The organism is Mucilaginibacter terrenus (assembly GCF_003432065.1).
Classification (GTDB): Bacteria; Bacteroidota; Bacteroidia; order Sphingobacteriales; family Sphingobacteriaceae; genus Mucilaginibacter; species Mucilaginibacter terrenus.
In genome coordinates this window covers 25,732-42,882 of the sequence record NZ_QWDE01000003.1, presented here as the reverse complement: position 1 = coordinate 42,882, position 17,151 = coordinate 25,732, and the positions used below count along the sequence as shown (strand labels likewise).

At 45.5% G+C, this 17,151-nt stretch carries 20 protein-coding genes; 12 read left to right on the top strand and 8 right to left on the bottom strand.

Features of this window, described 5'->3' with window-relative positions:
- Positions 1–62 precede the first annotated feature (62 nt).
- The 6 genes from eat to DYU05_RS15525 all read left to right on the top strand — a co-directional run bounded on the left by eat (position 63) and on the right by DYU05_RS15525 (position 5,232).
- On the top strand, positions 63–1,403 hold the full coding sequence (gene eat / locus DYU05_RS15550; protein WP_117384071.1) for an ethanolamine permease: 1,341 nt from the start codon (positions 63–65) through the stop codon (positions 1,401–1,403).
- A gap of 19 nt (positions 1,404–1,422) precedes the next feature.
- Positions 1,423–2,808 carry an ethanolamine ammonia-lyase subunit EutB gene (locus DYU05_RS15545; RefSeq protein WP_117384070.1) on the top strand — a complete coding sequence of 462 codons (1,386 nt, stop codon included), beginning with the start codon at positions 1,423–1,425 and terminating at the stop codon, positions 2,806–2,808.
- Positions 2,796–3,548 (top strand): ethanolamine ammonia-lyase subunit EutC, encoded by a 753-nt coding sequence (eutC, locus tag DYU05_RS15540; RefSeq protein ID WP_117384069.1) that lies wholly within the window; start codon positions 2,796–2,798, stop codon positions 3,546–3,548. Before DYU05_RS15545 ends, eutC begins: the two co-directional genes overlap by 13 nt.
- 54 nt (positions 3,549–3,602) lie before the next feature.
- Positions 3,603–4,088, top strand: coding sequence for a hypothetical protein (locus DYU05_RS15535; protein ID WP_117384068.1), 486 nt, complete (start codon positions 3,603–3,605; stop codon positions 4,086–4,088).
- A gap of 49 nt (positions 4,089–4,137) precedes the next feature.
- Positions 4,138–4,686: a Crp/Fnr family transcriptional regulator gene (locus DYU05_RS15530; RefSeq protein ID WP_235854034.1), complete on the top strand. Its 549-nt coding sequence runs from the start codon at positions 4,138–4,140 to the stop codon at positions 4,684–4,686.
- Between the two features lie 105 nt (positions 4,687–4,791).
- Positions 4,792–5,232, top strand: a complete 441-nt coding sequence (locus tag DYU05_RS15525; protein ID WP_117384066.1) for a carboxymuconolactone decarboxylase family protein — start codon at positions 4,792–4,794, stop codon at positions 5,230–5,232.
- A gap of 154 nt (positions 5,233–5,386) precedes the next feature.
- Here the strand turns inward: DYU05_RS15525 and DYU05_RS15520 are convergent, their stop codons facing one another.
- Positions 5,387–6,169: an alpha/beta fold hydrolase gene (locus DYU05_RS15520; RefSeq protein WP_117384065.1), complete on the bottom strand. Its 783-nt coding sequence runs from the start codon at positions 6,167–6,169 to the stop codon at positions 5,387–5,389.
- 128 nt (positions 6,170–6,297) lie between these two features.
- Here DYU05_RS15520 and DYU05_RS15515 point away from each other — a divergent pair, with 128 nt between their 5' ends.
- The 4 genes from DYU05_RS15515 (at position 6,298) to DYU05_RS15500 (ending at position 9,220) form a co-directional block, all read left to right on the top strand.
- The gene (locus DYU05_RS15515; RefSeq protein ID WP_117384064.1) at positions 6,298–7,503 is read left to right on the top strand and encodes a GAF domain-containing sensor histidine kinase; all 1,206 of its coding nucleotides are present in this window, start codon (positions 6,298–6,300) and stop codon (positions 7,501–7,503) included.
- A 96-nt stretch (positions 7,504–7,599) separates the two neighbouring features.
- Entirely contained in the window at positions 7,600–8,511 is a 912-nt protein-coding gene (locus DYU05_RS15510) for a DnaJ C-terminal domain-containing protein (RefSeq protein ID WP_117384063.1), read from the top strand.
- A gap of 8 nt (positions 8,512–8,519) precedes the next feature.
- The gene (locus tag DYU05_RS15505; protein ID WP_117384062.1) at positions 8,520–8,816 is read left to right on the top strand and encodes a chaperone modulator CbpM; all 297 of its coding nucleotides are present in this window, start codon (positions 8,520–8,522) and stop codon (positions 8,814–8,816) included.
- 89 nt (positions 8,817–8,905) lie between these two features.
- Positions 8,906–9,220 (top strand): hypothetical protein, encoded by a 315-nt coding sequence (locus DYU05_RS15500; protein ID WP_117384061.1) that lies wholly within the window; start codon positions 8,906–8,908, stop codon positions 9,218–9,220.
- 252 nt (positions 9,221–9,472) lie between these two features.
- Here DYU05_RS15500 and DYU05_RS15495 read toward each other — a convergent pair whose 3' ends face one another.
- From DYU05_RS15495 to kaiC, 5 genes are all read right to left on the bottom strand, one after another.
- A complete protein-coding gene (locus tag DYU05_RS15495; protein ID WP_117384060.1) occupies positions 9,473–10,231 on the bottom strand; it encodes an enoyl-CoA hydratase/isomerase family protein in 759 nt (252 codons plus the stop codon).
- A gap of 67 nt (positions 10,232–10,298) precedes the next feature.
- Positions 10,299–11,972, bottom strand: coding sequence for a PAS domain-containing sensor histidine kinase (locus tag DYU05_RS15490; protein WP_117384059.1), 1,674 nt, complete (start codon positions 11,970–11,972; stop codon positions 10,299–10,301).
- 2 nt (positions 11,973–11,974) lie between these two features.
- Positions 11,975–12,301 carry a circadian clock KaiB family protein gene (locus tag DYU05_RS15485; protein ID WP_117384058.1) on the bottom strand — a complete coding sequence of 109 codons (327 nt, stop codon included), beginning with the start codon at positions 12,299–12,301 and terminating at the stop codon, positions 11,975–11,977.
- 18 nt (positions 12,302–12,319) lie between these two features.
- Positions 12,320–12,613 (bottom strand): circadian clock KaiB family protein, encoded by a 294-nt coding sequence (locus DYU05_RS15480; RefSeq protein WP_117384057.1) that lies wholly within the window; start codon positions 12,611–12,613, stop codon positions 12,320–12,322.
- A gap of 4 nt (positions 12,614–12,617) precedes the next feature.
- The gene (gene kaiC, locus DYU05_RS15475; protein ID WP_117384056.1) at positions 12,618–14,357 is read right to left on the bottom strand and encodes a circadian clock protein KaiC; all 1,740 of its coding nucleotides are present in this window, start codon (positions 14,355–14,357) and stop codon (positions 12,618–12,620) included.
- Positions 14,358–14,932: 575 nt separating this feature from the next.
- On the opposite strand from kaiC, the gene DYU05_RS15470 reads away from it, so the two are divergent.
- Both DYU05_RS15470 and DYU05_RS15465 read left to right on the top strand, forming a co-directional pair.
- Positions 14,933–15,322 (top strand): response regulator, encoded by a 390-nt coding sequence (locus DYU05_RS15470; protein WP_205771905.1) that lies wholly within the window; start codon positions 14,933–14,935, stop codon positions 15,320–15,322.
- Between the two features lie 11 nt (positions 15,323–15,333).
- Positions 15,334–15,798, top strand: coding sequence for a hypothetical protein (locus DYU05_RS15465; protein WP_117384054.1), 465 nt, complete (start codon positions 15,334–15,336; stop codon positions 15,796–15,798).
- Here DYU05_RS15465 and DYU05_RS15460 read toward each other — a convergent pair.
- Both DYU05_RS15460 and DYU05_RS15455 read right to left on the bottom strand, forming a co-directional pair.
- A complete protein-coding gene (locus tag DYU05_RS15460; protein WP_117384053.1) occupies positions 15,795–16,229 on the bottom strand; it encodes a DUF983 domain-containing protein in 435 nt (144 codons plus the stop codon). The genes DYU05_RS15465 and DYU05_RS15460 overlap by 4 nt on opposite strands.
- Positions 16,216–17,100, bottom strand: a complete 885-nt coding sequence (locus tag DYU05_RS15455) for a helix-turn-helix transcriptional regulator (RefSeq protein ID WP_117384052.1) — start codon at positions 17,098–17,100, stop codon at positions 16,216–16,218. The genes DYU05_RS15460 and DYU05_RS15455 overlap by 14 nt, the downstream gene beginning before the upstream one ends.
- Positions 17,101–17,151: the final 51 nt, after the last annotated feature.

The window sequence follows — 17,151 nt, the reverse complement described above, 5'->3', positions numbered from 1 at the left end:
TTTAAACGCCCTTATCGAAAATCAAACTTAATAGCTATCTTAAAGGCACTAAACTGCCGGTATTGGAAAACACACATTCAAAACAGCTTAAGCGGGTACTTAAGCCCGTGCACTTATGGGCTATTGCCACGGGGCTGGTTATCTCCGGCGAGTATTTCGGCTGGAACCTGGGCTGGGAGGTATCCGGTACTATTGGCTTTCTTATAGCAACCCTGGTGGTTACGGTGATGTACGTTACCTTCATCTTCAGCTATACCGAACTTACAACTTCAATACCTCACGCAGGCGGCGCGTTTGCCTACGCTTACAGGGCTATGGGGCCATTCGGCGGATTAATAGCTGGCTATGCGACCCTTGTTGATTTTCTTTTTGCTACACCTGCCATTGCGTTTTCGCTGGGGAGTTATGTGCACTTTTTGCATCCGGCTGTCGGCGTACTTCAGGCCGCTATAGCGTTTAATGTTGCTTTTATAGTGCTCAATATATTGGGGGTGAAGGAGTCGGCCGTGTTCTCTGTATTTATAACCATCCTCGCCGTAGGCGAGTTGTTGCTTTTTATGGGTGTGGTTGGCCCGCATTTTAAAATGGATAATTATTTAAGCAATCCAATGCCTTTTGGATGGAGCGGGGTATTTGCTGCGCTGCCCTTTGCGGTATGGTTTTACCTGGCAATAGAAGGTGTTGCTATGGTTGCCGAAGAAGTGAAGGACCCTAAGCGCAACATCCCGCGCGGCTACATATACGCGCTTGCTACGCTTGTATTTTTAGCTTTAGGTGTGATGATACTTACGGGCGGCGTTACCGACTGGCGCAGGCTAAGCAAACTGGACTACCCGCTGCCGGAAGCCATCAGCATTGTATTAGGCAAAGGCAGCGGGCTTACCAAAGTTTTTGCCAGCATTGGTCTGTTTGGTCTGGTGGCATCTATACACGGCACTATACTGGCATCTTCAAGGCAGGTTTTTGCCATGGCACGCAGCGGCTACCTGCCCCGCGGTTTAGCAGCCGTGAACAGTAAATTTAAAACGCCGCACTGGGCAATATTAGCAGGCGGTGTTATCAGCTTTATTGCGTTATATACCGGTACCACCGGGCAAATAATCATACTTTCGGTACTGGGTGCAATTGTAATGTACATGATGAGTATGATCAGCCTTTTTATCCTCCGTAAAAAAGAACCTGCGCTTGAGCGGCCTTTTGCTGCAATATGCTATCCGACCTTTCCGGCCACAGCGCTGGTTATTTCTGCAGTTTGCATGGTAGCTATTATGTATTATTCTTTTTTCATCGGTCTTTTATTCTTTGCCGGTCTTGCTGTTGCTATAGGTTTATTCATGCTTACCGGCAAGCATAAGGCGAGAATTATAGATGATGATATGTTAAACACACCCATCTATAACTAACAACAAACAAATTACCGGGATGTATCGGCACACCATATCAGGACGGGTTTACAGCTTTGGTAGCTTAAGGGAACTGCTGGCAAAAGCATCCCCGTACCGTACCGGCGATGTTCTGGCCGGACTTGCAGCGCAGAGTTACGAAGAACGTGTTGCAGCGCAGATAACCCTGGCAGATGTTCCGCTGGGAGATTTCCTGCACGAAATGGTGATCCCTTACGAGGATGATGAGGTAACCCGGCTGATAGTAGACAACCACGATGCGGAAGCTTTTAAGCTGATAAGCCACTTAACAGTTGGCGGCTTGCGCGATTGGCTGCTGCTGATCGAAACGGACACACTTACACTCGCCGGCATTGCAGATGCGCTCACGCCGGAAATGGTAGCAGCCGTAAGTAAGATCATGCGTAATCAGGACTTAATAGCCGTTGCCCGTAAATGCATAGTGGTTACCCGTTTTAACAACACCATAGGCCTGCACGGCCATTTCGCAACCCGCTTGCAGCCCAACCACCCAACGGATGACCCGCGTGGCATTGCTGCCAGCCTGTTAGACGGCCTGCTGCTGGGTAGCGGCGATGCCTGTATTGGCATAAACCCGGCAACGGATAGTCCTGCGGCGGTTTTAAAGATATTGGAACTGGTGGACCGCCTGCGGCAGCAATTTAGTATACCCACACAATCCTGCGTTTTAAGTCATGTAACTACCACTTTGCAATTGGCCAATAGCGGTGCACCTGTCGATCTTTGCTTTCAATCCATCGCAGGAACACAAAAAGCCAATGCATCGTTCGGTATCTCTCTGGCCTTGCTTCGTGAAGCTCATGAAGCCACGCTGGCGCTTAAACGTGGTGCTGTTGGCAATAATGTAATGTACTTTGAGACAGGGCAGGGTAGCGCCTTATCTGCCGGTGCGCACCACGGTGTAGACCAGCAAACCTGCGAAGCCAGGGCGTATGCAGTAGCCAAAAAGTTTCAACCGCTGCTGGTGAATTCGGTGGTGGGTTTTATTGGGCCGGAGTATTTGTACGATGGTAAACAGATAACCCGCGCGGCGTTGGAAGACCACTTTTGCGGCAAGTTATTGGGCCTGCCAATGGGTGTTGATATTTGTTATACCAACCACGCTGAGGCCGACCAGGACGATATGGACAACTTGCTTACCTTACTGGGTGTTGCAGGCTGCAACTTTATAATGGGCATCCCAGGGAGTGATGATATTATGCTTAACTATCAGTCCACCTCATTTCATGATGCCCTGTACCTGCGGCAGGTGCTGGGGTTACGGCCTGCGCCGGAGTTTGAAGAATGGTTGATACAACAGGGGATTACAGATGATAAAGGCAGGCCCTCTACCCGCGGCAGGAAGGAGTTTTTAAACAGATTGGAGGTGCCATGGCTGACTTAAACGAACTGTTAAGTAATCAAGATGAGCCTTTGAAACACTTAACACAAGCACGAATAGGCTTGGGAATGGTTGGTGCCGGTATACCAACACAGCAGTACCTGCGCTTTAAGCTGGCACACGCGCATGCCCGCGACGCGGTTTACTCGGCATTGGAAACGGACAGGTTGTATGATAAACTGCTGGTGTTCAACCTGCCTGTATTGCCGCTGCAGAGCCAGGCAGCCGACCGCGAGCAATACCTGCAACGTCCGGATCTTGGCCGCCTGCCTGATGAAGCATCCATGAACCGGCTGGCAGATCAGGTGATCAATGCAGGCATTGTATTGATTATTGCCGACGGACTATCGGCGGCTGCCGTCAACCAGCATGCCGTTCCGTTGCTCTCGCTTCTTATCCCCAAACTTATTGCTGTTGGACACAAAATAGCGCCGGTGTGCTTGGCTGAACAGGCCAGGGTAGCTATTGCAGACACTATTGCTGCAGAACTGGGTGCAACGTTGTCCGTAATTTTAATAGGCGAACGGCCGGGCTTAAGCGCTGCGGACAGCATGGGCGCTTACCTTACGTATCAACCAAAACGCGGTCTTACAGATGATGCCCGTAATTGTGTATCAAACATTCGACCGAAGGGCTTGCCCATTGCGGTTGCTGCTGAAAAACTCTTTTACCTGATACAGGAAGCGTATCGGCTCAAGCTATCCGGCGTAGAGCTTAAGGACAACCAGGGGCTGCTTAGATAAAGCATTAGGAAAGCTCCCTTTTTTTCCGTATCTTGGTCTTACATCAACCTTACCATGCCTGCTAACACAAACTTCGGTAATTCGCCCGCCACGTCCTTCAGACTACTTGTTATTATACACCTCGCGCTGCTTGCAGGACAGGTACTATTTGCGGCGGTGTGTGTGCTTATCACTCCTAAGATTATCATCAATGTGCGTGATACGCAGAGCCCCTTTGTGTACCTGGCGCCGGCACTTGCAGTGGTTGGTGTTCTCATGAGCAATTTTCTGTATACCTCTATGCTGAAGAACATAAGCGATAAAAAAGGCCTTGGTCCAAAGCTGAGCATCTATCAAAGCGCGCACATCGTGAGGTGCGCCTTGCTGGAAGGGCCTTCCTTATTTGCAATAGTTGTGTTCTTCTTAACAGGCGAGTTATATTATCTCATTATATCTGTTTTTATTATGGGCTATTTCATCTATTTGCGGCCCACTAAAGAAAAAGTAGCGGAGGCCGCCTCTCTTACTTATGAGGAGAAAGCGGAATTTAACCAGGCTTAACTTCCCTAAGGGTTGAAACCTTTACATGTACCCCGAACTGATTGCCCATATGAAACGCTACATTAAGCTCACCCCTGAAGAGGAGGTGCTGACATGCAGCAGACTGGAGCTGAAAAAGTTTAAGAAGAAGGAGATCATACTTGAGCCGGGCAGGCACTGCCAGGGCAATTACTTTGTGCTGAGCGGATTGCTGAGGCAATACTATGTGAACACGAAACTGAACGAGCAGATAGTACAGTTCGCGCTGGAAAGCTGGTGGATAGCCGACCAGGAAAGCCTGTTAAACAAAACGCCTGCAGCTACCTATATTCAAACCATAGAGGCATCCGAAGTGCTGCTTTTGCCCGAACGCAACCGGGAGTTGCTGTTTAAGCAGGTGCCTGCTTTAGAAACATATTTCAGGCTGATGATGCAAAAGTCGTTTGTGGCTGCACAGCGAAGAATAGGGTTCATTTTTAATCAAACCGATGAAGAACGTTACCGGTATTTTTCTGATCTGTTTCCTGCTTTTATACAACGGATACCGCAATACATGCTGGCATCGTACCTCGGCTTTACGCCGCAGTTCTTAAGCAGGCTCAGAGCAAAGAAGATCTGAACCTGCTCATGAAATTATCAACTAACCGGCTGTTTTCTTAAACTCAGTTCATTTTTCGAGGGGTGTTTGATGCGCAACTTTGTCTTAACAAAAAACATTAAGACAATGGAAAGATTAAAAATGGACAAGGTGGAACCGGCAGGATACCGGGCGCTTATAATGCTGGAAAAATATATAGAAAGTACCCCAATAAGCCGTAAACACCGCGAGTTGATAAAGATCCGCGCGTCACAAATTAATGGGTGCGCTTTCTGTATAGACATGCACACCCGTGATGCCCGCAAAGAAGGCGAGACCGAGCAGCGCATCTACGCGCTTAATGCCTGGAGAGACACCCCGTTCTTCGACGAGCAGGAGCAGGCTATCCTGGCTATCACCGAACAGGTGACGCTAATCAGCAACCACGTTAAAGATGAAGTTTACAACAAAGCGGCAGAGGTGCTGGGCGAAAGTTATCTTGCCCAGGTGATCATGGCGGTTATTATCATCAACAGCTGGAACCGCTTAGCCATTACCACCGGACTACAGCCGCAGCTGGCCGTTTAACACTGTCGCTTTTAGTGCATTTATTCTGCAAAAACAATGAAGGTGCAAAACTCAGTTGTAATTAAATTACTCCAGCGTTTTGCACCTTTACGTTTATAATCTAGTGTGGAAAGTGAAGATTTCTGAAGGTATTATTGAGCTATATTACTGAATATTAATGCTCTAAAAAATCAAGTATAAGATCGGCTGTTATCTTTGGTAACGGGCTGTCGGGATTGGCTGTCATCACCTCGCCGATGTAGGTGCCATGGTCGCTCGGCAGTATAACCAGCCGCGAATTTGGAATAAGGCGGTGCATGGCAACAGTGTGTTCGGCTGTCATCACATCCTTGTCACCTGCCAAAAGCAGGGTGGGCGCTTGTATACTTAGAAGGTATTCATCCGGCCAGTCGGCAAAGTTCCGCATGCGGTTAGCATCCTTATCATGCATGTTAAGTAAAGCCTCCTGGCTGGGGTTTATAGCTAAAAATGCTTCCTGCAGTTGTAAGGGCATGTAGTCGAGACTGGCGTTCTTCATGAAATCCCAAAACCAGGAGTGCATCCCATCCCTTTTGTAAAACGCCGATGCAACTACAATTTTGTTAACCACTTCCGGGTGTCGTATAGCTACTTGCAAAACAGTATTGCCACCGTTGCTAAATCCAAAAAGGTCTGCTTTGTTTATGGAAAGTTCTTTAAGCAATCCGGCAACATCATCAGCGTCCTGCTCGAATGTTTCCGGTGCATTACGGTCACTTGTGTGGCCGTGAGCTTGTAATTCCACAGCTATAATTTGCCTTTTTTGTGCCAGCAACGGCAGTATTCGCCCAAATGTGGTGTAAATGGTTGACCCGCCGCCGTGTACCAACACAAGCGGTCTTTCGCCGCTGCCATGTATCTCGTAGTACATGTTGATACCGTTTACAGGCTTATACCCCGAACTGAATGTTTTATCCATTGGTTTTAAAAAATTGAAGCACTTGCTTTTAAATCAAATTAAAGCACTTTATTTATATTTTCGACGAAAAAACTTGAACCATAAACAACTAAAATACGTATTTAGTGAGCACACAATTTTAAACCAAAATGCCTACCACGCCGATCCCAAGCAACGAAATGGACAGGATTATAAGCCTGTCCGACTATGATCTTGATTATACCAGCTTTCAGGATACCTTTAAAGACCTCGCCACTTTGGCGGCAAAAGTTGCAGGAACATCAATTTCACTGGTCAACTTAATTGATTCTTTTACACAATGGACAGTAACTAATCACGGGCTCGATATTGATCAGATGCCACGCGAGGATTCGGTTTGCCAGTATACTATAGCCGTGCCCGAAGGTCAGTTTGAGGTGCCGGATCTTAAGGCTGATGAGCGTTTTAACGATAAATTTTATGTAACAGACGGCCCTTTGCTGAGGTACTACTTCGGTATTCCTTTAAAAACAAGTGATGGCCATAACCTGGGTGCACTTTGCGTTCTGGACAGGGATCTTAAAACTCTATCGCCGGAAAAGATAGAGTTACTTAAGATAATTGCCGGCGAAATTGTGAGCCGCTTAAATGCCCATAAGGTTATTTCGGGGCTTAAAAGCAAACTGCACGAGGCTAACGAAACCAAAAAGAAAGTTGCGCACGATATTCGTGGCCCACTGGGTGGTATAATCGGGCTTGCCCAGGTAATAAGTGAACAGGGCCAGGAAAACGAGATAGACGAAGTGCTGGAGTTTATCAACTTGATACAGCGCAGCGGCCGATCTCTGCTGGAACTCGCAGACGAGATACTGAGCACAGACCTGCCGAAGGCTGCTACATTGCAAGCTGATCAGTTTAACCTGCTGGTATTTAAAGAAAAGTTAGAGAAACTCTACACTCCACAAGCGATAACCAAAAACATCGACTTTGTAATTAACACATCGGTAAACTCATCTACCATACCCTTCAGCAAAAACAAACTGTTGCAGATAACAGGTAACATGATATCCAACGCGATGAAGTTTACTCCTGCAAACGGGAAAATTACGGTCGATCTCAGCCTTAAAATAGAGGAAACAAAGAACCTTTTGCAGATTAACGTAACGGATACAGGCGTAGGCCTCACCCAGGAAGGTATTGATAAGATATTGAGCGGGAAGGCGACTTCAACTGATGGGACAGGCGGTGAGCAGGGTTATGGCTTCGGTTTAGCTTTGGTAAAGCACCTTGTCGATTCGTTAAAGGGTACTATGCATATTTATTCTCAGCCGGGCCAGGGTGCCAATTTCGAAGTGGTGTTACCGCAGGATAAGTAGTATAAGATAGTGTGAGTAAGTGTTTTCATCAGATTAATATAGCGGGTGAAAACTTACTGCGCATTCTGAGGTTAGTATTTTATAATTTTCACTGCCATGGCGTTTATTGATTATTATAAAGTTTTAGGTGTAGAAAAAAATGCATCCGAAGAGGATATTAAGAAAGCCTACCGTAAACTTGCGCGTAAAAACCACCCCGATCTAAATCCGGATAACCCGGAGGCTAACAAACTTTTTCAGCAACTAAACGAAGCTAACGAGGTACTCAGCGATCCTGAAAAGCGTAAGAAATACGACAAGTATGGCGAAAACTGGCAGCACGGCGAAGCTTACGAGCAAGCGCAGCAGCAGGCCGGCCAGCGCAGAAGTTCCGGAGGCGGGTACGGAAGTACCGCAGGAAATGATTATGGAGGGTTTGATTTTAGCGGGGGAGATGGCGGTGACTTCTCGGACTTCTTCCAATCTATGTTTGGCGGAGCCGGCGGGCGGCGGCAAGCGGCTTATAGAGGGCAGGATCTTAATGCAGAGTTACACCTCAACATGCGGGACGTGCTTGAATCTCAAAAACAAACCTTGACGGTAAACGGAAAAAACATCAGGCTGACCATTCCTGCCGGAATAGAGAATGGCCAAACCATAAAAATTGCAGGACATGGTGGCCCGGGTGCGAACGGCGCACCTGCAGGTGACCTTTATATCACTTTCTCGATAGCAGATGACCCCGATTTTAAACGTGTTGGTGCCGACCTTTACCGCACCATTGACATTAATCTTTATAAAGCGGTGCTGGGTGGAGAAATCACGGCAGATACCTTGACAGGTAAGGTTAAATTGAAAGTTGCTGCAGGTACGCAAAACGGCACTAAAGTAAAGTTGAAGGGAAAAGGTATGCCTGTTTACAAGAAGGATGGAGTATACGGCGACCTGTATCTGACCTATAATATAAAGATACCAACCAACCTTACCGACCAGCAAAGAAAACTGTTTGAGGAGCTATCACAATCATAATTACTGTTATGGAAACAAGAGATTTGATAAGCATACAAGATTTCTGTGTGTATAACAAAGTTGAATACACCTTTATAGATCACCTTAAGGATGCAGGTTTAATTGAGGTGACTTTAGTAGACCAAACCGCGTTTATACCAACTGTGCAAATTCAGCGGGTTGAACGGTTGGTGAGGCTGCATACTCAACTGGACATTAATCCCCAGGGTGTAGTGGCTATTGATAGTCTGCTTGAAAAATTAGATTTAATGCAGCAAGAAATTTCACTGTTACGCAGTAAGTTACGCCTTTACGAGGAAGTTTAAGGCGTCTTTTGGCATGTTTTTTTAAACCCTTGCGTTAGTAATTAGTCATACTTACAAACGAACAAGAATTAGTAACTAAAATTTCAGTCATGAAACTAATTAAATTTTCGATCATCGCACTGGTGCTAACTGTTTCGGCACAATTTGCAAAAGCTCAGGTGAGGGTGGGTGCGAGTATCCATATTGGTAATGATTACCCGATTTACGAGCCCGCTTATTATCCTGCACCAGTTTACGAACGCCCGGTATACTACGCGCGTCCAGCTTATCGCAGGGTTTATTACCGTCCGGCTTACCGCAGGGTTTATTATCGTCCGGCTTACCGCAGGGGCTTTTATGGACCAGGCTACTTCCGCGGACACCCTGGTAGGGGTCGTGGTCACGCCTATGGCAGGAGGTGGTAATTTGTTACCGGTGTTCAAAAGTGTTCAGCTTTTTTTGACTAACACGCTTTTGAACAGTTAAAAGATCATTAAACATACCTCAATAAAAAACGGCCCTGATCGCATGATCAGGGCCGTTTTTTGCATAAATATCATTTATAAACCTTCAGAAATCACACTGTTTTTATGTGCTAAATAAAAATAAATTTGGAAGGTGTTGTTTTAGTACAGGTGTAAACGGGTATGTTCATTGATGATCGTTTTTACCAATTTCTACTTCTTTAAAAAGCTGTTAAGAGCCGCTTGTGTAAACTCCGATAGCACCAGTTCTCCGCTTATTGCAGCCCGTTCTGTTAGTAATGCATCCCAGTCTTCTGTGCCTTCCCACAATATCTTTTTTAACCCCGTGAGCGCATCAGGGTGGTACGATGCCAGTTTTTGTGCCAGCTCCAGTACCGCCTGGTCCAGCGTAGGAATGTCCTCATATAGTTCGTTGTACAAACCTTTCTGCATAGCCCATTCAGCCGACTGAAAATCACTGGCGCGGATGGTTAACTGCGAGAAAGCCTGCAAGCCAATTTTACGCTGTACAGCAGGTGATATAACAAACGGGCCTATGCCTATTGCCAATTCGCTCAGCTTTATTGCGGCAGCTTCCGTAGCCAGGCAATAATCTGCTGCAGCAGCCAGCCCTACTCCGCCGCCAACTGCTTTGCCCTGTACACGCGCAATTACTATTTTAGAAGATTTACGGCAGGCATTAATAACATTGGAAAAGCCCGAAAAAAATCTGGCACCGGCTTGTTTATCTTTTATCTGCAGCAACTCGTCGAAACTGGCACCTGCGCAAAAAGTGCGGCCGCCTTCACTTTTCAGTACTATCACCCGCGCATCTTTGCTTGCGGCGGCTGTGTTTATAGCATCAGTGAGCTGGCTTAACAAAGCCGATGGCAACGAATTTTGCGCAGGATGGTAGAAACTTGCAGTTGCAATTCCGTTGTTAACAGTTAATGATACTTGTCCTTCTGTCATTATAATTGTACGAAGTTAAGCTTCTTCGCTTTTTGGCAATATCCGAAAAAAGGTGGTATAAGCAAACTTATTGCTTTGGAACAGAAACGATGGGCAACTCAAAGTAAAATGTTGCGCCCTGGTTTGGTTCGCTCTCTACACTTATAATGCCACCATGATTGGAGATTATTTCTTTTGAGATATAGAGGCCCATACCCAACCCGCTGGTCATGTTCTTTTTGTCTTCAACCCGATAGAATCGTTCAAAGATGCGGTCTTTTTGGTCTGCCGAGAGGCCAATACCTTTATCTTTAACAGATACGCGTACCATGCCCTGGTGCCTGCTGGTATTTACTGTAATATGCTTGTTAACGTGAGAATACTTTACGGCATTGTTCAACAGGTTCATTAAAACCTGCTCCAGTCGTTCCTGATTACCTTGGATGATATAATCCTCGCTTATCTCCGTCTGGAAGTCATAGGTGCTGTAAATGTGCTTCGCGTTCTCTACACATTGGGCTACCATATTATTTATACTAACAGATGTTTTGGCATATTCCAGCTTCCCTGCTTTTATCTTGCTTACGTCGAGTAAATCGCTTACCAGCGTTTGAAGCTTGTTCACGGCAACCGTAGCTTTTGATAAATGGTTTTTTACAATTGCCGGCAACTCATCTTTTTTGTAGCCGCTAATCAATTGCAGGTACCCTTTAAGGCTGGTAAGTGGGGTTTTAAGTTCATGGCTGGCAATACCTATAAACTCGTCCTTACGCTCCATTTCCTGTTTCTGGTCGTCAATATCAGTAGCGGTACCTACCCAATAAATAATCTCTCCTTCATCGTTCCTTAGCGGGTTGGCCCTGTTCAGGTGCCAACGGTAAACGCCATCATGCCTGCGGTACCTGTTCTCATGCTCGTAAGGTACCCCGGTTTGCAGCGAAAAATCAAACCTTGCCAGCACAGCTGCAAGATCATCAGGATGTATAACAGCTTTCCAGCCAAAATCGCCGGCAGTTTCAAAGTTGGTGCCTGTATATTTATACCATTGCTGATTATAGGAGTTTACGCTACCGTCAGGCAGGTTTGTCCACGTCATCTGCGTTATGTTGTTGGTAAGTACCTTAAAGTGTTCGCGGCTTATTAGCAGATCGTGGGTGCGTTCCTTTACCGTACTTTCCAGCGAGTCGTTCAGTTTTTCAGTTGCTGCACGTGCTTCCTCTAATTCATCATTTCGCTGTTTAAGCTGGTGCTCCGTATTCTTAAGTATAGTCAGATCTGTAATGATGAGACTTAATGCCGGGCCAGTGTCCAGCTCAATATTGTTACAGCTAAAAAGGCAGTGCATATCCTTACCGCGGTTATCTTTAAGGATAATTTCCTCCCGGCAATCTTCTTTCCAGCTACTCTCAAGTACCTGGGTAAGCTTCTCTTTAGATTCCTCAGGTACAAAAGATAGCAACTCCAAACCCATCGTTTTTTCAAGCGGCACGCTTATCATTTCCGCAAAACGAGTGTTGCAATATAGTATAATACCTTCGCGGCTTACCGTAACCGCGCCTTCGCTCATCTTCTCAATAAATACGCGATAGGTTTGATCTGCTGTTTTAAGCGTATACAGCTGGTGGCCTTCATCGTCTTTAATAACCAGCGCATCCACCTGGCCAGACCGGATAGCATTAATGGTGTCATTAGCTTCTTCCAATTGCTGGCGCAGCTCCTCAATTTCGCTTAACAAGCTAATATTTTGATCTGTTGACTGCATAACTAGCTTATCTCCGGCAGGCCTAAGCCTTTTAAAACTCTGTTGGTATTGCTCATATCACCAATGAGGCGCCTAACGGTGCCGGGTGCTTTTTTCACAAGCAAAGGTAACGCTATTATATCTTCATCAACAGCAAGCTCGGGCTGCTGATGCACATCTATTATCTCTAACTGGTAGTTATTTTGGAGGTGCTTTTCGCAAATGGCGGTTAGATTTTCTACAGCGCGAATAGAGTTTGGCGATGCACCAATAATAAACAGCCGTAAAACGTAGGTAGGATTGTCCTTATCGTACGGGGTATTCTCTAAAAACTCGTCCAGACCGGCCATAATGTACTAATGATACAATTAAGCCGGCCTAATGTTTAATCCTACAAGTACCTTTTCTTCGTTACTAAGGTCACCTATTATCTTTCTGATCGGCTCGGGTACCTTTCTTACCAGGGTTGGTATAGCCAGTATTTGGTCTCCTTCAGCCAGTTGCGGCTGCTCTAAAAGGTCAATCACTTCAATGCGGTACTGATCTTTTAAATGCTCTTCGCAATACTTTTTAAGGTTAGTTAACGCAGTAACAGATTTTGGGGTCTTTCCGGCTACATAAAGCCTTAATTCCCATTTTTTATCAACTTGTGGTTCTTCCATGTTGTTATTTTTGCTCAGGGCTTTTCCCTTCAGCACTGTCACCTCTTCTTAGCCTTGTTAGTTCTTCGCGGTTTTTTTCAATAATCTCTTTCTTCAATGCTTCTTCCAGGTAAACCTTATTCAGTTCTTCTTCAACAGACTCGTACTCGGTATTGAGGCTGGCTATTTTAGCTTCTAATACCTTTCGTTTGCGTAATATCTCCCGGTCCTTACGGCCCATAGCCTGCGAATGAATAGCTTCACCGGTTTGCTCCAGCAGCATTTGCTGCGCGCGTGCCGAACCTGTGAGCACGCCATCCGGCCCCAGGTAAACGTCTATAAGGTTTAGGCCTTTATCAGTTATAACAAATTCGCGTACCTGGTTAGAATGCTTCATCCCGCGTGATTTCATTACATATAAACCACGGTTGCGCTCCCCGTTAAATTCTATATCACGTACCAGCAACCAGGCATCTACAAGCGACGATACGCCTTCGTCGGTTTGTTCATTAACTATAGTGTTTAAGGACAGTGCAGTGAACATTACCGATATCTGTTCGTCCTGCAAAAAGTCTATCAACCTTACCAGCATGTTTTTAACTTCGCTTACAGAGCCTATATTAATAAAATTGGTTATAGGATCTATTATCACCACTTCGGGCTTTAGCTTCTTGATTGTCTTGTGCATAGCAACCAAATGCATCTCCAGCCCATACAAGTTTGGCCGCGATGCGTTAAAATGCAGCATACCGCTTTCGACGTGCTTTTGCAGGTCTATACCTATAGATTGCAGGTTACGTATGATCTGGTTAGGCGACTCTTCCATGGCAAAGTAAATGCATGTTTCGCCGCGCTGGCAGGCTGCGTTAGCAAATGACCCTGCTATACTGGTTTTACCAGTGCCTGCTGTACCGGATACCAGCGTACTGCCTCCCCTGTAAAAACCTTTTCCGCCAAGCATTTCATCCAGCGCCGGAATGCCCGTTGACAACCGTTCTGTAGATACCTGCTTAGATAAGGTTAACGAGGTAACCGGCAGTACAGATATGCCCTCTTCATCTATTAAAAACGGATATTCATTGGTGCCGTGTACCGTACCACGATATTTAATGATCCGTAACCGCCGGGTAGAAATTTGGTTAATAACCCTATGATCCAGCAGTATAACGCAATCACTTACATACTCTTCCAGCCCCTGGCGGGTAAGTGCGGCACCCTCACCGCGTTCGCCGGTGATAATAGCGGTAACCCCTTTATCTTTAAGCCAGGTGAACAGCCGGCGTATTTCTGCGCGCAATACGCCCTGGTTAGTAAGTCCCGAAAAAAGGTTTTCCAATGTATCCAGCACTACGCGTTTTGCACCAATGCTGTCAATAGCGTAACCCAGGCGGATAAATAATCCTTCAAGGTCATATTCTCCCGTTTCCTCTATTTCGCCCCGGTCAATATGTACATGGTCTATGCGCAGCATTTTTTCGTCCTGCAGCTTCTTTAAGTCGAACCCAAGCGAGGCAACGTTCATAGCTAATTCGTCACTTTTTTCTTCGAAGGCTACAAACACACCGGGCTCATTAAACTGCACAGCGCCTCTAACTATAAATTCTATGGACATTAACGTTTTACCACAGCCGGCCTGTCCGCATATTAGTGTGGGCCTGCCTGTAGGTAAACCGCCTTCGGTTATCTCGTCCAATCCTGTTATACCGGTGAGTGATTTGGGTAATGTAGGATAAGACCTTGTTGTTGTATTTCTTTTATCACTCATTTTATTGAGGGGTTAATCAGATAGTTTTTCATAAAAGTATAAAAATTTACCTGAAGTATACTTCGGCAAAAGCCAACTTATGCCACTAAGCGGCCATCGGCAACCGAATTTTAAATCTTGTAAACCACTATATTTTATAAATGTTTGATAATTAGCTCAATGTATGGTTACAGTTAAAAAACCAACCATTTTGGATAATTTATTTATCTGTAAACTATTACTCAAAAGTTGTCACTTGTGTAATTTCCGGTGATGATGTATTTATTATAGAACGGTTTCTGGTACCATGGTTTAAATTGCACGTGTATTTACGCGTTTAATTTGACCACATTAAAGCTGCTGACTCGCTTAGAAATTTTGATAGACAGGTTTAGAGCTTCCCCGATTTGGGGCTGGTATTATACACTGGTTTGTAAGTTAACCTGCCCGAAAGTGCACCAAATGAAGTGATTACATTATCTATAACGAAAGGCTTGCTTTTTGATATTGTTTAAAAAGGCAAGGCTGTTTAAAAACTAGAGAATTGTTCTGATATTAGTTAAACCAGAGTAAACTTAGCCGGTCAAAATTACATAATGAAGCAAAAGAAGATAATGATAGCGGATGATGATCCGGGGATTGTGGATGCTGTGGAAATGCTGCTAGAATTTGAAGGATATAAAGTTACCAGCACGTTAGATGGGGCAGCGGTGCTCAACCTGAAAGATGACTTGCCTGATCTGCTCCTGTTGGATATTTGGATGAGCGGAGAAGACGGGCGGGAAATATGCAGGCAGTTGAAAAGCAGGGATGAAACTAGGAATATGCCTGTACTTATGATTTCAGCCAGCCGTGGTATAAAAGAATCTGCTTTTGCCGCCGGTGCTGACGATTTTCTGGCTAAGCCTTTTGAGATGAATGACCTGCTGCAAAAAATAGAGGCGCTTACCGGCAACTCCACTTTAAGTACTAACTTGGCAGTATAAAAATTTCCGGGATGTTTCCATGTGTAAATATTGCTGATTACGCGCAGGTAAGCGCGTTGCTGAATTGCCTCACTGCAGATTGCAAACCACAATGGGGTAAAATGACTTCGCAACAAATGGTGGAACATTTGATAGACCAGCTGGAGTACACCAATGGAAGGAAAACGCCTACCCTGGATGTACCCGAAGCCGACGCGGCAGTAGCCAAGCAGCAGTGGATCTTTACACCTTTACGTATCCCCAAAGGTTTGGTGTTAGTACCATCTCTTGGAGAATACTTTTATGCTGACCTGGCAGCTGCGAAAAAACAGCTGCTGACAGAACTCACAGATTTTCACCACCATTTTAGCACACCAGGCATAACCGAAATACACGGCGGCTTTGGCGCTATGAACTATGCCGAATGGATAAACTGGCATAGCAAGCATTTCACCCATCACTTTGCGCAGTTTGGCTTAGTTAACGACGAAGATTAATGCTGCTGCGGGTTCTCCGGCTTGTCGGCACTTCTCCATGGTTCGAAATTGAGGCCTGGTGTAAGCCAGTATAATAAGGCAACCCTTGAATAGCGGTAGTTAAAGGGGGACAGCAAAAAGATAATGCCTAAAAGCAGGCTTACGTACAGCCAGGGAGAGTTTGACCCGGTAAGGATGTAAGTGCCCACTGCAACAGTAACCATTTCGGCCACGTTAAATGCATAGCTTACAAACATGGCCACATACCAATATCCCGGCTCCCGCTCATAATGCAAACCGCAATGAGAGCAGGTTTCATGCATTTTTTGGCCAGACAAGCTATAGGTGGGACTGGCGAAGATATCACCTCTGCGGCACCTTGGGCATTTAGCTTTTATAAAAGCACTTAGAACCGGTTCCGGCTTTGCGGGAGTATTATTAATGGTTGCCATGATTGATGGTGTTTTTTCTGAATTCGTCCGGTGTTACACCGGCATATTTTTTAAAGAATTTTGTGAAGTAAGAGTTATCGGCAAAATTTAGCTGATTTGCAATGGCCGTGATATTCAGTTCCAGGTTAATCAGCAGGCGCTTTGCTTCCAGTATCACACGGTTGCGTATTACCTCACCGGCCGATATTCCGAGTATGTCATTACACAGTGCGTTTAAGTGATTGGGTGTGATATACAATAGCGCGGCATAGTCTTTCGGTAGCTTTAAGGTAGCGTAGTTCTGATCTATTAATTTTCGAAAACTTTGCAGCAGTGTGTAGTTATATCCCGGAGCAGGTAAGTTGTCTTGTTGCTGGCTTTGGCGGGCAACAAGTATAAACAACTGCATCATAAGGGCTCTTACCATATCTTTTCCCATCCTGTTCCCAGCTGCAGTTTCGATGATCAGTTGCTCAAAGATCCGTTCTACAGCAGGTTGTTGTTCCGCAGGAATGTTTATTACTTCATCATCAACGTTTCCGCTGAAGAACGGCAGGCTATCCAGGTAATCGGGTCGCAGTAAAAACGATTGAAAAAACAACGCCGAAAAGTTGATAATGTAACCGTCTACAGCACCTTTAAAGCTCCAGCTATGCACCTGTCCCGGCACCATAAAGTATATCTGGAAGGGCTGTACTGAAAAGGTTTTAAAATCTATAGCATGTGTACCGCCGCCCTTTGTGAATAACACCACGTGATAAAAGCTGTGCTTGTGCGCAAGGCTCAGGTTATGATGTTTTTCGAGATAAGGCGCAAACCGGCTGATAAGCAGATCATCCTGCTGCTGATCAGACAGGGTGCAAATATCAACAACCGGGAAGCCTTTCTTCATAAAACAAAGATACCTATCATTTACCTTCTTCTATGGTAGCTTATCTTGTAT

Coding starts and splice junctions, on each gene's coding strand:
- DYU05_RS15545 (WP_117384070.1), top strand. CDS start 1,423: ATGTATCGGCACACCATATCAGGACGGGTTTACAGCTTTGGTAGCTTA.
- eutC (WP_117384069.1), top strand. CDS start 2,796: ATGGCTGACTTAAACGAACTGTTAAGTAATCAAGATGAGCCTTTGAAA.
- DYU05_RS15535 (WP_117384068.1), top strand. CDS start 3,603: ATGCCTGCTAACACAAACTTCGGTAATTCGCCCGCCACGTCCTTCAGA.
- DYU05_RS15530 (WP_235854034.1), top strand. CDS start 4,138: ATGAAACGCTACATTAAGCTCACCCCTGAAGAGGAGGTGCTGACATGC.
- DYU05_RS15525 (WP_117384066.1), top strand. CDS start 4,792: ATGGAAAGATTAAAAATGGACAAGGTGGAACCGGCAGGATACCGGGCG.
- DYU05_RS15520 (WP_117384065.1), bottom strand. CDS start 6,169: ATGGATAAAACATTCAGTTCGGGGTATAAGCCTGTAAACGGTATCAAC.
- DYU05_RS15515 (WP_117384064.1), top strand. CDS start 6,298: ATGCCTACCACGCCGATCCCAAGCAACGAAATGGACAGGATTATAAGC.
- DYU05_RS15510 (WP_117384063.1), top strand. CDS start 7,600: ATGGCGTTTATTGATTATTATAAAGTTTTAGGTGTAGAAAAAAATGCA.
- DYU05_RS15505 (WP_117384062.1), top strand. CDS start 8,520: ATGGAAACAAGAGATTTGATAAGCATACAAGATTTCTGTGTGTATAAC.
- DYU05_RS15500 (WP_117384061.1), top strand. CDS start 8,906: ATGAAACTAATTAAATTTTCGATCATCGCACTGGTGCTAACTGTTTCG.
- DYU05_RS15495 (WP_117384060.1), bottom strand. CDS start 10,231: ATGACAGAAGGACAAGTATCATTAACTGTTAACAACGGAATTGCAACT.
- DYU05_RS15490 (WP_117384059.1), bottom strand. CDS start 11,972: ATGCAGTCAACAGATCAAAATATTAGCTTGTTAAGCGAAATTGAGGAG.
- DYU05_RS15485 (WP_117384058.1), bottom strand. CDS start 12,301: ATGGCCGGTCTGGACGAGTTTTTAGAGAATACCCCGTACGATAAGGAC.
- DYU05_RS15480 (WP_117384057.1), bottom strand. CDS start 12,613: ATGGAAGAACCACAAGTTGATAAAAAATGGGAATTAAGGCTTTATGTA.
- kaiC (WP_117384056.1), bottom strand. CDS start 14,357: ATGAGTGATAAAAGAAATACAACAACAAGGTCTTATCCTACATTACCC.
- DYU05_RS15470 (WP_205771905.1), top strand. CDS start 14,933: ATGAAGCAAAAGAAGATAATGATAGCGGATGATGATCCGGGGATTGTG.
- DYU05_RS15465 (WP_117384054.1), top strand. CDS start 15,334: ATGTTTCCATGTGTAAATATTGCTGATTACGCGCAGGTAAGCGCGTTG.
- DYU05_RS15460 (WP_117384053.1), bottom strand. CDS start 16,229: ATGGCAACCATTAATAATACTCCCGCAAAGCCGGAACCGGTTCTAAGT.
- DYU05_RS15455 (WP_117384052.1), bottom strand. CDS start 17,100: ATGAAGAAAGGCTTCCCGGTTGTTGATATTTGCACCCTGTCTGATCAG.